Annotated in this window: 13 protein-coding genes; 6 read left to right on the forward strand and 7 right to left on the reverse strand. The window is 58.4% G+C overall.

The window, feature by feature from the left end; translation table 11 throughout:
- Positions 1-1,164 (reverse strand): toll/interleukin-1 receptor domain-containing protein, encoded by a 1,164-nt coding sequence (locus JNM42_RS16135; protein WP_294272486.1) that lies wholly within the window; start codon positions 1,162-1,164, stop codon positions 1-3.
- Between the two features lie 484 nt (positions 1,165-1,648).
- Positions 1,649-2,785: a potassium channel family protein gene (locus JNM42_RS16140; protein ID WP_294272488.1), complete on the reverse strand. Its 1,137-nt coding sequence runs from the start codon at positions 2,783-2,785 to the stop codon at positions 1,649-1,651.
- Between the two features lie 132 nt (positions 2,786-2,917).
- Here JNM42_RS16140 and ubiB point away from each other — a divergent pair, with 132 nt between their 5' ends.
- The gene (gene ubiB / locus JNM42_RS16145) at positions 2,918-4,456 is read left to right on the forward strand and encodes a ubiquinone biosynthesis regulatory protein kinase UbiB (RefSeq protein ID WP_294272490.1); all 1,539 of its coding nucleotides are present in this window, start codon (positions 2,918-2,920) and stop codon (positions 4,454-4,456) included.
- 380 nt (positions 4,457-4,836) lie between these two features.
- Here ubiB and JNM42_RS16150 read toward each other — a convergent pair whose 3' ends face one another.
- The 4 genes from JNM42_RS16150 to JNM42_RS16165 form a co-directional block, all read right to left on the reverse strand.
- The gene (locus tag JNM42_RS16150; protein WP_294272492.1) at positions 4,837-5,412 is read right to left on the reverse strand and encodes a YceI family protein; all 576 of its coding nucleotides are present in this window, start codon (positions 5,410-5,412) and stop codon (positions 4,837-4,839) included.
- Positions 5,413-5,443: 31 nt separating this feature from the next.
- Positions 5,444-6,013, reverse strand: a complete 570-nt coding sequence (locus JNM42_RS16155) for a YceI family protein (protein WP_294272493.1) — start codon at positions 6,011-6,013, stop codon at positions 5,444-5,446.
- Positions 6,010-6,609, reverse strand: coding sequence for a cytochrome b (locus JNM42_RS16160; protein ID WP_294272495.1), 600 nt, complete (start codon positions 6,607-6,609; stop codon positions 6,010-6,012). Before JNM42_RS16160 ends, JNM42_RS16155 begins: the two co-directional genes overlap by 4 nt.
- A 412-nt stretch (positions 6,610-7,021) precedes the next feature.
- Positions 7,022-9,412, reverse strand: a complete 2,391-nt coding sequence (locus tag JNM42_RS16165) for a PEP-CTERM sorting domain-containing protein (protein WP_294272496.1) — start codon at positions 9,410-9,412, stop codon at positions 7,022-7,024.
- 419 nt (positions 9,413-9,831) lie between these two features.
- On the opposite strand from JNM42_RS16165, the gene JNM42_RS16170 reads away from it, so the two are divergent.
- Together JNM42_RS16170 and JNM42_RS16175 are read left to right on the forward strand one after the other, a co-directional pair.
- Positions 9,832-10,476 (forward strand): laminin B domain-containing protein, encoded by a 645-nt coding sequence (locus tag JNM42_RS16170; RefSeq protein ID WP_294272497.1) that lies wholly within the window; start codon positions 9,832-9,834, stop codon positions 10,474-10,476.
- Between the two features lie 461 nt (positions 10,477-10,937).
- Complete coding sequence (locus JNM42_RS16175) at positions 10,938-11,105, forward strand: UvrD-helicase domain-containing protein (protein WP_294272510.1); 168 nt, start codon at positions 10,938-10,940, stop codon at positions 11,103-11,105.
- Positions 11,106-11,398: 293 nt separating this feature from the next.
- On the opposite strand, the gene JNM42_RS16180 is transcribed toward JNM42_RS16175, so the two are convergent.
- On the reverse strand, positions 11,399-12,637 hold the full coding sequence (locus tag JNM42_RS16180; RefSeq protein WP_294272498.1) for a pentapeptide repeat-containing protein: 1,239 nt from the start codon (positions 12,635-12,637) through the stop codon (positions 11,399-11,401).
- A gap of 145 nt (positions 12,638-12,782) precedes the next feature.
- On the opposite strand from JNM42_RS16180, the gene JNM42_RS16185 reads away from it, so the two are divergent.
- From JNM42_RS16185 to JNM42_RS16195, 3 genes are all read left to right on the forward strand, one after another.
- Positions 12,783-13,010, forward strand: coding sequence for a type II toxin-antitoxin system Phd/YefM family antitoxin (locus JNM42_RS16185; protein WP_294272500.1), 228 nt, complete (start codon positions 12,783-12,785; stop codon positions 13,008-13,010).
- Between the two features lie 134 nt (positions 13,011-13,144).
- Positions 13,145-13,369, forward strand: coding sequence for an addiction module protein (locus JNM42_RS16190; RefSeq protein WP_294272502.1), 225 nt, complete (start codon positions 13,145-13,147; stop codon positions 13,367-13,369).
- A complete protein-coding gene (locus tag JNM42_RS16195) occupies positions 13,366-13,659 on the forward strand; it encodes a type II toxin-antitoxin system RelE/ParE family toxin (RefSeq protein ID WP_294272504.1) in 294 nt (97 codons plus the stop codon). Before JNM42_RS16190 ends, JNM42_RS16195 begins: the two co-directional genes overlap by 4 nt.
- The last annotated feature ends 217 nt before the right edge of the window (positions 13,660-13,876 follow it).

Genomic DNA, 13,876 nt, shown 5'->3' on the forward strand with positions numbered 1-13,876 from the left:
TTATTTCTCGGTGCTCAAGACCTTCTCTCGTTGCGCCACGATGGTCAGATCGCCATTCGTCAGGCGTAGTTGCAACTCTTCCCGAGCCACGCCAGACTTGCTGTCGGCACGGGCAGGGTTGGTGACCCGGTATTGCATGGTGTAGGACACCTGCACCGTGCCATCGCCTTGTGGCTGTTGCACATCTATTGTGCTGACCAGGCGGTTGTCCACCTCGGTCCAACGACGGTAGAAGTTTTGTCTATCCTTGAGTATGAAATCCTTGTCTGCCGACTTCTGATTGTAGTAGTCAACCCGGTCGGCATAGAAAGGCAGCAACTGGGTTGCGTTCGCGCTGTTCTGTGCAGCGAGGTAGCGGCCGACAAAATCATTCACCTGCGAATCGGTGATGAGCGCCGCCATCACCTGCTTGTGAGTCTCCAAACCGGTTGCTGAGCCGGTCGCCATCACCTGCTTGTTAGTCTCCATAAGGGTTGTAAGCGAATCTACAGCAGCCTGCGAATGTGTGCGAATAGAAGCCTCAGCCTCTTCCTGCCGACTCTTCATGTTGGCGAACAGTGCATATCCGATAGCCACGACGCAGACCACGATGACAGCAGGGATGATCTTCATCGGAAAGTGCCGCTGTGCGCTGATCCCTCTTTCAATTGGAGTATTTGCGTCCACCGGTTTGCCAGACTCCGGTTTGTCGTGCTTAACACTAATCGCCGCTTTCGGTGGACTGTCTAAGCTTGGTTGCACTGGTTGATCAGCCCTAGGCACTGCAAGCGGAGAGGACAGCGCGTTCAGCGTCGCTATGAGTTGCTGATAGGCGTCATCAAAATCGCCCGTGAAGTCGATGTACTGAAGCCGCTTCAAACGAAATGGGATGTTGCCCGATTGCAGAAGAATGGGAATGACCACCTTTTTTTCGTCGAGTGCATAAGACACCTCGTCCAACACGTTTTGAGATTGAGAGGATGCCGGGGAAAGTGCAACCAAAAGGCATCTACTCGCCTTCAGCGCCTTTTCAACCTCTTCATCCCAACGCCCACCTTTAGGAATGTCGAGCTGGTCGACCCAAATGTGCCTTCCCTCCTTGCGCAGGGCTTTTGCGACCTTGAGCACGAAGTCCGCATCGCTACGGGAGTAACTGAAAAACACTTTATGAATTTCATCGGGCATTTGGTTTCCCTTTTCTGTCAGCACGGCATGATCTTGTACTGCTCCGCCAAAAATTTCGCCAATGGAGGGCTGGTTGATTTAACGTGCCACTGTAAACGTCAAATGTGGCTGCTTCCATGGGTCTGTGCTACCGAAGAAAGGATAGAAAAATCAAGGGCACGAGCGAGAGTATGTCCGACCCTGATAGTCACGGTCAATCGGAGATTTCTGGCCGGCAGCACCAACGATACGGTCAGCATGGCGATCCGATCACAGCCTGTAATCATATTGCTTTCAGCCTTCAGCCTTCAGTCTTGTAGCCACAAGCATTAGTTCAACCATGAAGAAGGACTATCGTTTCGACCTGACTGCGATTCAACTCCGTTCGTCCCGAACTTGATGCATATTGGGCAGACTTCGAGGCGTTCAGCCCGATCGGAATTTGAACTTCACCTGGCCAGATCAATAAATTCAGTTGCCGAAGATTTTCGCATGCGCCTTGCTCTTATTCGGACTTTCCCAAAGCGCAGACTGCTTGCTGGGCGAAGGCCTCAGCCGCCTCGACGATCAGCGAAAAGGCAATGCCGTCACCGCGCTCGCAGACCAGGGCGGAAAGTTCGGGCGACGCCATGCGCATGATGACCGGAACGTTCATCTCTCGGGCGTGCAGGGCGATCTGCAGGTTGATGGCGTCAACTTCGGTGACCGTGACGATCAGTGCAGCGCGCTCGAGGGCGGCGAGTTCGAGTGTTTCCCTGCGCGTGGCATCGGCGATGATGGCGTGGTGTCCGGCGAGCCGGAGCGCGGCGATATTGCGGCTGTCGGCGCTACGCTCGATGATGACTACTCGCATTCCATCGGCCGCCAGCAATTCGGCAACACTAAAGCCGATGTTCCCGGCACCGACGATGATCACGTGTCCGTTGCCGCGCTCGCGGGTTCGTCCGTAAAGCATGTCGAGCCGACGACTCAGTACCCAGTCCGAGAGCAGCGCGAAGAGCACGGCGATGAAGCTGGCGCCGGCGAGCATCAGGGCCATGCCAAAGAGTTTGACTGCGGCCGGCGCGTCGCGCAGCGAAATGTCGCCGTAACCGACCGTCATGACCGTCGTCCACACGAAATACAGTGCGTCGATGTAGGAGAGGTCGAGCGCCTTGGAGAAAAACAGGGCCGACGGGAAAACCAGGAGAAAAAGGCAGAGCAGTGCGCCAAGAAGAATGCGGTCCGCCTGGAAGGGCCGAGCTGACCTGGTGTGCTGACGGTGCCTGGTACGGGTAGGCGCAGACGGTTCATCAAGCAGGCGGCGGGCGGCGGCGGCCAGCACCGGCGCGGTAATCCGGGACATGCTGAGAATGCTGACATCGGGGATGGCCTCGCCAAGATACGAGGCCAGCGCCGTGTCGAACAGGCGCACGACGAGGCGCAGTTCAGGCTTGATCCGCCGCGCCCTGAGCGCCAGGTCGACATTGCCCGCATCATCGTCGGCGGCCAGCACCAGCACATCGGCACGTCGACAAAGCGCCGGATCGAGTCCGTCTGCATCGTCGCCACAGGGACGCAGCCGCTCAACCGGATGGCCGCTGGCGCGCACTCGTTGTTCGATAGCCGCTGCCAGTTGTCCGCTGCCGGCAATCAGGATCATGGTTTGAAGTGTCCGAAAAACAGAAGAAGTCGATCCGCGGAGTTGCCAAGACCAGCTCACGATCAATTCGAGAGTAGCATAAGCCACTATTCGGGATAAACTCTCGCTTTCGTTTTTTACTATTGTCTTTGCATGCGCATTTTCCGTCTTGCCAAAATTGTCAGTGTTGCCAGTCGTTATGGCATCGACGAGATGGTCTTCGAACACGAGCCCAGCGGTCGTCTGGCGGCGCTGTCACGCTTCGCGCACTTCTGGCGGCGACTTGATGCACCGCGTGCGGTTCGTCTGCGGCTGGCGCTGGAGTCGCTCGGGCCGATCTTCGTCAAGTTCGGGCAGGTGATGTCGACGCGCCGCGACCTGCTGCCGCTCGATATTGCCGACGAGTTGGCCAGATTGCAGGACCGCGTTCCCCCTTTCTCTCCTGAACTGGCGCTGTCGCAAATCCAGCAGGCCTATGGCCGGCCGGCGAGCGAGGTGTTTGCCGAATTCGACGCCATACCGGTAGCCAGCGCGTCGGTTGCGCAGGTGCATTTTGCCAGGCTGCACGCCAGGGATGGCGGCCATGAGGTGGCGGTCAAGATCCTGCGCCCGGACATGCATGGCGTGATCGACCACGATCTGGCCCTGCTCGACACGCTGGCCGGGCTGCTTGAAAAGATCTGGTCCGACGGCAAGCGCCTGAAGCCGCGCGAAGTCGTTGCCGAGTTCGCCAAGTATCTCTACGACGAACTGGACCTGATGCGCGAAGCGGCCAACTGTTCGCAACTGCGCCGCAACTTCAGCGATTCCAGGCTGCTGCTGGTGCCGGGGGTGTATTGGGATCACTGCACGACGACGGTGATGGTCATGGAACGTATGCGTGGCATCCCGATCAGCCAGATCGAAGCGCTGGTTGCAGCCGGCATCAACCTGCCGGCGCTGTCACGGGCCGGGGTTGAAATATTCTTCACGCAGGTTTTCCGCGACGGGTTTTTCCACGCCGACATGCACCCCGGCAATATTTTCGTCGCCACCGACGAAGTGCATCACGGCAAGTACGTCGCGCTCGATTTCGGCATCGTCGGCACGCTGACCGACGTGGACAAGAACTATCTCGCGCAGAATTTTCTCGCCTTCTTCCAGCGCGACTACAAGCGCGTGGCGATGGCGCACATCGAGGCCGGCTGGGCACCGGCCGATACCCGCGTCGACGAGTTCGAAGCGGCCATCCGCTCGGTCTGCGAGCCGATCTTCGACCGGCCGCTGCATGAAATATCCTTCGGTCGAGCGCTGTTGCGCCTGTTCCAGACCTCGCGCCGCTTCAACGTCGAGATTCAGCCGCAGCTCGTGATGCTGCAAAAGACCCTGCTCAACATCGAGGGGCTGGGCCGTCAGCTCGACCCCAACCTCGATCTATGGACTACCGCCAAACCCTTCCTCGAACGCTGGATGGCTGAGCAGATCGGCTGGCGTGCGCTGGCGCGCGGGTTCAGGCAGGAGGCGCCGAACTGGGCGCGCACCCTTCCGCAATTGCCGCGCCTGCTGCATCAGGCGCTGAACCGCGACAAGCCCACTGAGCTGGCGCCTCTGCTCGGGGAACTGGCCGCCGCCCAACGCCGGCAAAACCGCCTGCTCGGCCTGATTGCCGTGCTGCTGGTGGTGATGCTGATCTGCCAGTACCTGTACAGATAAAACTCAGGGTAGCAGTTGATGCATCAGGTCGGAATCAGCGCTACAGGCCTCTGCTCAGCATCTAACTGTATAAGCGACGAAGAACGGGCCGACTCGTACAACAATGACCTACAGCAGTTCAAAGAGGTGAACGCCAGGCGCAGGTTAAATTTGTTCTAACAGTCCACCGTCATTCCGGCGCAAGCCGGAATCCAGTTCGTTTGTCTGATCAAGAAGTTAAAAGAACAGTTTGATAAACAAACCGGATTCCGGGTCAATCCCCGAATGAGCGCGAAGCCTGGCCTCGGGCCACGGTATTTCAATGATCAGCTTGAGCCCGAATAAACCCCAACAACGAGCTATCTCAGCGCTTCAGGCGGTTCACGGTCGCCCTGCTGGCATCACTCCTTGATGGCCTCGACGGCGATGCTCAGGGTGACCTCGTCGCTGACATCCGGCACGTACTTGGCCATGTTGAAGTCCGAGCGTTTGATTTTGGCGAACGCATCGGCACCGATCGCGTCCTTCTTGACGAAGGGGTTCGGCTTCGCACTAAAGGAGGTCACGGTCAGCGTTACCGGCCTGGTCACGCCCTTGATCGTCAGATTGCCTTCGACGGCGACCGGTTTCCCGCCATCGAACCTGACCTTGCTCGACTTGAAGCTGATGTTCGGGTGCTTGGCCGTGTCAAAAAAGTCTTCGCCCTGAATGATCTGGTTGAACAGCGCAAGGCCGGTGTTGACCGACGTGGCGTCAATCGTCACCTCCACCGATCCGCTCTGCGCGGCACGGTCGAGGACGATCTTGCCGCTGCTCTTGTCAAAGCGGTGCATCTGTTTGGTGTAGCCGTAATGGCTGTATTCGAAGCGCGGCGCGGTATGGTTTGGATCGATCACATAGGTTTCGGGAGCGGCGAGCGCGGCGGCGGAAAATGCGCATAGGCTGGAGACGGCAACAACGAAAGCGAGCTTTTTCATGGATCTTTCTCCTGATTGAAAAGTGCAACGTTTACTTTGCGGCGGCGGTAGCCACCAGACGGTACCTGACCTGGACCTCGTTGGCAACGGTGCCGAAGTCGGCCCACATGCCTTCGCCGATCGCATAGTCGGCACGCTTGAGAACCAGGCTGCCTTCGAGGGTGGCGCTGTTGCCTTCCTGGCGTAGCGTGACGGGGGCTGTCAGGTCCTGGGTCCTGCCCTTGATCGTCATCCTGCCGGCAACCTCGAAACGGTTGTCACCCAAGGGCTTGACCGAGGTCAAGACGAACTTCGCGACAGGGAAGACTTTGGTATTGAACCAGGCCTTGCCGGCCAACTCGTCGTTGGCGTCCTTCGAGCCGGCATCGATGCTGACCAGGTCGATTTCCAGTTCGGCGGAGGCCGCCGCGGGCTTGGCCGGGTCGAAGGCGAGCCTGCCGCGAAAGCTCCTGAACCGGCCTTCGACCGGCACGCTCATCTGCTTCGAGACGAAGGTCAGCGCGCTCTTTTCGGTTTGCACCTGATTGAACTCGATGGCGTTCGCGGTCGTTGTTGCGCTGACCAGCACGCCAAGCAGCAATGCAGAAAAAGCGTAGTTCATCGGGTATCTCCGTGACTTGGTTTATTGCCGAGAAAGGGCACCATGCGCGCCAGCACCTCGTCGCGGTCAATGAAATGGTGCTTGAGCGCGGCACCAAGGTGGGCGACGACCAGGGCCGCCATGCCGTAGTTGAGCAAGGTGTGCACCTGCTGTAGCCGTTCTCCAAGTTCGTCATTCCTGACCAGCAGATCCGGTAGCGGCAGGACGCCAAAATAGACGGTCTGAAAGCCCATGGCCGAACTCATCAGCCAGCCGGTGATCGGAATGACGACCATCAGCAGGTAGAGCAGCACGTGCGTCGCCGCGGCCACCTTGCGCTGCCAGGCGGGAATGGTGTCGGGCAGTTCGGGTGGGCGGTGCGACAGGCGCCAGACAAGGCGCACCAGCACGCAAAGAAAGATCGTTACCCCGGCCCACTTGTGCCACGAGTAGAACTTGAGTTTCTGCGGTGACAGCGGCAAATCGGACATGTACAAACCAAGCGAAAAGCTGCCGAGAATGGCGATCGCGATCAGCCAGTGCAGGCCGATGGCGACACCGCCGTAGCGTGTGCCGGGATCCGGGGCAGAGGAAGGCGTGGGACTCATGGTGTTCATGGGGGGCTTCGGTCTCAGGGCAGGCGAGGTCTTCTTTTCACTTTATGTGGAGGATAGAAAGATCGGCAAGCAGAGAGGAAATGACAGGAGTTGCAAAGGCAAGGCACCAAGTATCCTCGACCGTTTCACCACCGGTCAAGACTGATTTTGTAACGATAAACTGCCTGGCGAGGCAGTATTCCCCCCTCGCACCGCGCTGCAAGTCTGGATGCATCGCGCCGCGCAAGCTGGAGTAGCCTTCGGACCATGCGCCAGTGCTTGCCGAACTCGATTCGTTCCAGGGAGGCGGTTGACTTGCAGTGCTGGTGCCAGCCCGGCGTTCAAGCGTTATGCCCAGGCAGGTGATCTGCTTCGCAACTGCGGCCCCCTCCCTGGCACTCACCCAACTGCGCCGAGGGAGGGCCGGCCAGGGCTAGCGAATCGAGCCGATGCGCCACCGCCGTCTTGTCGCGGTCGCCACGACCAGTAGCCCCATGCCAAGCATCGCATACGTCTGCGGTTCCGGAACAGCCGCCAAGGTGAAGCCGCTACCGTCCCACTCGCCGACGTAGCCAGCCGGGAGCCCGACGAGGTCGAACGTGACCAGTCCCAAGCCGTACACGCCCCCACTGGTCGTCACGTAGTCGGCGAACGAGAAGCGCCGACCGGGCTCGGGTAACAGGCCGCCGAGGAACGAAAAGCGCACCGTCGCCCCTTGCTTGAAGTTCAGGGTGCCGGTCACGTCGAGGTGGTCGCTGGCCGTGGGGGAGAGTTCCAGTTCGAGGACGCCGTCGATCACCATCGAGCCCAACACGGTTAGGGTGCCAGGCGAGGTGCCAGGATTGACAGTGGCATTGGCGCCTACCGTGAGCAGGATGGTCGAGACGCGGTCGCGGCCCTTGAGGATGCCCTCTTCGATCTCGACGGTCTGGGCTTGCAGCAATCCGTTGACGATGGTGACCGCGTTGGCGCCGGTCTGACGATAGCGCACGAGTTGCAGCATCGCACCGCCTTCGTCGACTTGTACCGTGCCGGTGTTGGTAACGACGCCACCGGAGAAGCTACCCGCTGCTCCCCCTATGACCCCGTCGCCGGTAAAGACGAGTCGGCCATGGTTGGCAACGGATCCTTGATTCTCGAAGTACCCACCGGAGACCTGCACCAGGCCGTGGTTCGTGAATTCGGCACTGCTGGAGTTGGCGATGTGGCCGCGCAGCCGAAGGTGGACGTCGTCGTTCACATTTCCCGAATTACCGTTCCAGAGATGGCCGTTGTTGAGCAGCTCACCTTGCACCTCCAGGATCGAGCGGTTGTCGAGGACGCCGTCGTTCTGGAAACTGCCCTCCACCCTGATCGTGCCCCGACCGGGGTCTGCTAGCGAAACGGCGTCGTTGATGCCGTTCCTCAGCGTGCCGCTGTTGATGAACTCCGAGTTGCCGAGGCCTGTCGCTTCGAGCACATCCAGGACACCCTGGTTGTCGAGCGTGCCGCTGTTGATGAAACGGCCGCGACTTTCCATGCGCTCATAGTTGAGGAAGCTTCCGCCTAAGTGTTCCACTTTGCCCGCGTTGACGAGCGTGCCGCCCGTGGCATGCGCCGTCCCATTGGTAAAGTTGCCTTCGTTGCTGAAGGTCGCGTCCAGGCCAACCGTGAAGGTGCCGGTGTTGTCAAACTTCGCACCAACAGTGTTATTCACCTTGCCGTTCGCGGCCAGGTCAAGCGTACCCCGATTGAAAAAGCCTGGATCGCGGGAAAACGGCAGGTTTGGGTCTATGGGCGAGGGGTCGCCGGCGAAAGAGGCCATGTTGTCAATCGTGGCGGCACCGGTGATCAAACCACCGGCTTCGTTCACCAGACGACCGGAGTTGGCGATCTGGCTGGCAGGGAGCATGTTGAGGCTGCCCCGGTTGGTAAGCTCGGTAAGGTGCGACGCTTCTTCGATGAGAATGCTGCCGCCGTTGTCGAGAATGCCACGATTGTTGAGTTTGTCGCGAATCCGGATGGTGCCGCCGTTGAACACTACCCGGTTGTTGTAGGCGTCGTCGTCTTTCTCGATTTCGATCGTGCCGTCGTTGACGAACGGTGCGATCTGGTAGCGGACGATGGCGCCGGTAACCTTGACCTCGAACTGGTCGATGGTGATATTGGTGGGCGCTGCGGCCGTCCACACTCGGATTTGCGCGCCAAGCCCGACCGGTATCATTGACGGTGCGGGATCGGTGACGAAGGGACCGCGTTCGGCCTTCTTGACCAGATGGAGGAAAGAATTGGCCGAGCCGGTCTTCGTCTCGAAATCGAAGTTGGCGTCAAAGTTCTGGGTGCCAGCGGAATCGGAGCGGGTGACGAATTGCCATGTCCCGCCGGAACTTGGCTGGGCGGGGAAACTGACCTGGTTGCCCTTTTGGCCAGCGGCCAGCCCGGAATTCGACGGACCGTAGAAATAGATTTCGGTGTCGAAGAATCCGCCCTGGCTCAGCGCACTACCGGGAGCGAGGATGGAGATGGTATCGAGGGTGACTTCGCCGAGCAGTTCGGGCTGATACGCGGTCGGCGTTACGAAGTACGTGAAGAGCGGGCCGATCCCGTCAAAGGTCTGGGTGGCACTGCCGCCATTACGCTTGAACTCCCAAGTGAATTCCTTGGCTTCGGAGGCGCATGCCAAGCAAAGGGCGAAGGCTGCGATGGCCAGTCGGCAGTGCGTGCGGCGGCGAGATAGTATCGAAGGAAGCATGGCTGGAAAGGATAGGAATTTCAACTGCACTTTTTTAAGTATCCTTAGCCGCTTCACCAATGTCAATGATGCCGAATTTGCCATCAATCCCATGAGGAAATACCTATTCCGCCTCACCCTTGCGCGTAAGAGAGCGCGAAAAGCGGGTCCGAATAGCGGGTCAGAGTCATTTGACATTTTCTGGCTCACTAAGGTGATTCGTTATTGCCCTGGAATAAGAAATGTCTCTGGCCCCATTGGTGCCCTGACACAGGGGGCCAATGGCAGAATTGGTACATTCGGACTATTGAGCGTTCGCGTCTAACCGTGGTAGGGTTGTTCTCGGTCTCGTGGTCTTTTTATGCATTGAGCCTCCCTAACTTAGCGAAAAAACATCTGAAAATTGAATTGACACCGTTGCGTCAAATGCTGATCGAGTTTTTCCAATTGCCATTCGGCCTATTGAAACTACTTCATTGTTGAACAGGTTTGGTGGGCATCAAAAGCGTAGTATCTAACCATTGGAGAGTTCCATGAAATCAATTCGAACGATCGCTGCAGCCTACGCTCTTGCCGTTGCCGGTGCAGTTCTCGCCGCACCTGCGCCAGTGCTGTCCAATTTTTCCTTGGATTCGGAGGGCTGGATAACGGTGGACCTGTTCGGGTTGACCGGTCCGGGCACCGTAACTTGGGATACGGCCGGTTTCATCGCCTCCTACGACACCCACAAGTGGAACGCGTTTTCTGCGCCGGCCAAGTTTCTCGGCGACAAAGGGGGTTTCCTGGGCGGCACACTGAGTCTGAAGCTTTCCGACAGCATGAGCGACGCTCAGCCAAACTGGCCTGTCGTGGTCATCACCGATGGCGCGATCAAATTGGCGTCGTGGCCTTTTGCCAGTCCGGGCAGCGACTTCACGGACTTTTCCTTTGCCCTGGATGCTGGAAGTTGGGTGAAAGTGGACTCGACCCATCCGTCTGCGTCCGAGTTTGCGAAAGTCCTTGGTGGACTGACAGGGGTCTTCGTCAATGCTGATTTCAAGACCAGTGGCAACGACTACGCGAGGCTCGACGATGTCGTGCTGACCGCTCCCGTTCCAGAGCCTGAGACCTATGCGCTCTTCCTTGCGGGTCTCGGTGTACTGGGTGTTTCCTTGGGTCGCCGTCGGCGCGGCGCCTGAATTTGCGGAGTGGCGCTTCTGACCCCGCTACGGGGGCTCTCTGGCTTCACTTGGCCTGTGCGGCATTATCAGGTTGGTCTGCGCTGATCCGCTCAAAGGGTCGGTATGTTCGTCAAGATCGGCGGTATATCCAGCGGGTTAAGGTCGTCCGTGAAATGAGTTGTCCGTCCGCCTTTCTTGCACCGGGAAGCGGCATCCGGGTATTCGGAAGTTCCACAATGGCACTCATGCCACAAGGGCACCTATGGCACTCGCTGAGCTTGATTTCGCAAGCAGCCATTGTGGCTTTGCCGTGCGTCCGCTGCTCGGCTTCGACCCACAAGTACTACGCAACCCCTTTAGCCGGATTCCCTTTCGGGGTATCTTGAAAGAGTTCAACTTCTTTTAGATACACTCACTACCCAATCCCCCCGCAACGCGAAGCCATTCGCTATCTCGACGTCCCCCTGCTGGTTTGGCGGATCCCGGTTCGCGAGGATCACCCGGAAATTCCCGGCAAGTGGCAGAACCGTCTGCGCTATCTGCTGGTTGATGAGTATCAGAACACCAACGCTTGCCAGAACAAGCTGCTCAGACGGCTGCCGCGCGATTACCCGAACCTCAAGCTGATCAAGCTCAAACAGAACTAACGCTCGACGGTGCGCATCATGAAGGCGGCCAATGCACTGATTGGCGGGTCTGGGTCTTCTGGGCTTCATTGCTCGTTGCCGCAAGCAGAAGTAAGGTTCTGCTTTCATCGTTTAATCAGACGGGGACTTCAGTTCCCGTTTTTCATTTCTGGCGAATGGCCGCAGCCAGTCTGTTACGGTCAGAGCTGTAGGAAAATCCGTAGGCCAGTTTCAATTTGAACCGGAGTTTCCATCTTGCAATCAGTGTCAGATCAAGTTCCGGCTGCTATATCCAGGGCGACTGGTGCGCCAGATTACTCGCCCGCGTAGTCCGAAGCCTTGCGGGTGCGCAGTTCTTGTGCCTTGGCCGCAAGCAATTCAGCGTGCTTCTTCAGGGCCGGGGCGATGATGGCGGCGTCGAGTACTTTCAGCAAGGTCTGGCCATCGGGATATTCCAGCGGATCGAGTACCCAGTTGTACTTGATCCAGAGGTCCTTGAACATCGGGAACGGTTCTTCGCGCTCGGCAATGATGGGCACCAGCGGCACCATATAGTCGGGTACCGTGGCCTGCAGTTCGAGTGGGCTGGAGCGCGGGTTGGTAATGTCGGCGATGATGAAGCGGCTCAGGCCGGCCAGCGTCTTGACGGTTTCGGTCAGGTCGCGCTGTTCCGGCTTGTCGAAATCGAAGATCATCGGCACGTAGCCGCGCTGGCGCAGGCCGTCGCGCAGGGCGTCGAGCACCGCCTTGCGCTCGGCCGTGAAGCGGCCAAGGATGAGCACGCCTTTCTTGCAGACGGTATCGATGACGCCACGAATCTTCGGGTTGGTGAGCAGCAGGTACACGAATTGCGCGACCTCGATGTTGTCCACCGCCACTTCGGCCTGATCGCCGGGGGTGACGATCAGGTCGCGGCGCAGGGCGTCATTGTCGTCAATCTGCACATCCCAGGCCGAAACACCATAGACGCGGCAGCCGCAGAGATTCGCCCCGCGCAGGTCGGCGCCGACCAGATTGGCCCGCGAAAGATTGCTGCCCTGCAGCCTCGCATCCTGCAGTCGTGCGCCGGCAAGGTTGGCGCCGGAGAGGTCGGCATCCTGCAGGTCGATCCCGGTCAGGTCGGCGCCGCGCAGATCGGCTTCCATCAGGCGAGCGCCCGAAATGCACGCGCCACGCAGGCTGGCACTTTGCAGTCTGGCACCCTTCAAGGACGTCCATTGGCGGTTCTGCGTGGCAAAGGTGACGCCATCAAGGCGGGCGCCGCGCAGGTCGGCATAGCCAAGGCAGACATCGATAAAAGTCGCCCCGCGCAGGTCGATGGCCGGCGCAGTCAGCGAGCGGATGTAGTCGCCCTTGGTCCACAGCCCTTGTTTGCCGGGTTGTTGCCTGACGAACAGCGCTTGCTTCCGCAGCTTGTATTCACTCCAGGCGGCTAGCGCGGATTCGCGTTGCTCATGGCGAATCGGCGAAGCGAGCAGAGCCTCGAAAGCCTCGAGGTCAGCCGGGTTACCTTGAAAACGATGGGGGTCGGTCAGCGTGGGGAGATCTAGCATGGGTGACTCCTGGTGTAAGGCTGGGTGCGCTGGTGATAGTTTCAATGTCAGCAGATTGTATCGTAGCCCACTGGTATGCCGAATTGCTGGCAGCAGTCAAAATGAACATTCATAATTACATCGTTCTGTACAGATCGAGATTGCCATGAAACAAGCGACATTCACCGAAGTGCGCAAGCACGCCAGGCAGTATTTCGACATCGTTGCGGCAGGCGAAACCGTGCGCGTGTTGCGCAATGGGAAGCCCATTGCCGACATCGTTCCGGTTATGGCCGGGCTTCCTTCATGGAAGCGGCGCAAGGCGCAACCGCTGGTGCTGGATGGCGTCTCCATCACTCGCATGATTCTCGAAGAGCGCGGAGCCGGCTGGTGATCGGGGAGGCTTGATGCTCGTTTTTTTGATACCTCAGCCTTCGTTAAACGCTATGTCGGCGAAGCGGGAACCGGATAAGCGCGCTTTATCCTATCGGCTGTACAATCAGCAGCATATTTACAGAGGTGATAACCATGGGAAATCAACTTGAAATACTCGAAGCCGAAGCACTGAAACTAACAGCCGGTGAGCGCGCAGCTTTCGCCCAGATATTGCTCGCCAGTCTCGACGAAGATGCCGAAATTGAGGAAGCGTGGGCCATCGAAACCGAGCGCAGAATTACTGACATCGAGAGTGGATCGACACAAGTCATTCCGATTGCTGACGCGCTTGCACAAGTCCGTGCAGCACTGAAGTGAAGCTCGTCGTTTCTCCACCGGCGCTCGCCGAATTGCACGACGCAGCAGCGTTTTATACACTTAAGGCCAATATCGATCTTGGTCTGGCGTTTGTGACGGAGTTTGAACGAACGGTCAATCTCGTTCTGGCCAGTCCTCTGCTAGGTGGAGAATTTCGTGGTACTCGCCGGCAATATTACCTCCGTCGGTTTCCCTACAGCATCATCTATCAAGTCACTGTAGAGGAACTTCGAATTCTCGCCGTTGCGCATCACAGACGGCGCCCAGGCTACTGGTCCGGGCGGAAGTAGTGACCCCTTGAAAAGTTGAAAAGCGTGTCAGGATTATCTGATTTTTTCTGGTTCACTAAGCGCGCTTTGTTTACCTCGACAAGCCAAACCCTTTGGTACCGCAGGGTTTACGACGATTTTACTGTTTCATCAGAGTGGCTACAGGGGGATTAGAGCTTAACGCCCAGCAAATCGAGAATGCGCTGCTGATCATCATCGGGCTGGGTCACCTGATCGA

Source organism: Propionivibrio sp. (genome assembly GCF_016790145.1).
Taxonomy (GTDB): Bacteria; Pseudomonadota; Gammaproteobacteria; order Burkholderiales; family Rhodocyclaceae; genus Propionivibrio.

Excerpts from the sequence above, each read along its gene's own strand:
- JNM42_RS16135 (WP_294272486.1), bottom strand. The coding sequence starts at position 1,164 with ATGCCCGATGAAATTCATAAAGTGTTTTTCAGTTACTCCCGTAGCGAT.
- JNM42_RS16140 (WP_294272488.1), bottom strand. The coding sequence starts at position 2,785 with ATGATCCTGATTGCCGGCAGCGGACAACTGGCAGCGGCTATCGAACAA.
- ubiB (WP_294272490.1), top strand. The coding sequence starts at position 2,918 with ATGCGCATTTTCCGTCTTGCCAAAATTGTCAGTGTTGCCAGTCGTTAT.
- JNM42_RS16150 (WP_294272492.1), bottom strand. The coding sequence starts at position 5,412 with ATGAAAAAGCTCGCTTTCGTTGTTGCCGTCTCCAGCCTATGCGCATTT.
- JNM42_RS16155 (WP_294272493.1), bottom strand. The coding sequence starts at position 6,013 with ATGAACTACGCTTTTTCTGCATTGCTGCTTGGCGTGCTGGTCAGCGCA.
- JNM42_RS16160 (WP_294272495.1), bottom strand. The coding sequence starts at position 6,609 with ATGAACACCATGAGTCCCACGCCTTCCTCTGCCCCGGATCCCGGCACA.
- JNM42_RS16165 (WP_294272496.1), bottom strand. The coding sequence starts at position 9,412 with ATGGGATTGATGGCAAATTCGGCATCATTGACATTGGTGAAGCGGCTA.
- JNM42_RS16170 (WP_294272497.1), top strand. The coding sequence starts at position 9,832 with ATGAAATCAATTCGAACGATCGCTGCAGCCTACGCTCTTGCCGTTGCC.
- JNM42_RS16180 (WP_294272498.1), bottom strand. The coding sequence starts at position 12,637 with ATGCTAGATCTCCCCACGCTGACCGACCCCCATCGTTTTCAAGGTAAC.
- JNM42_RS16185 (WP_294272500.1), top strand. The coding sequence starts at position 12,783 with ATGAAACAAGCGACATTCACCGAAGTGCGCAAGCACGCCAGGCAGTAT.
- JNM42_RS16190 (WP_294272502.1), top strand. The coding sequence starts at position 13,145 with ATGGGAAATCAACTTGAAATACTCGAAGCCGAAGCACTGAAACTAACA.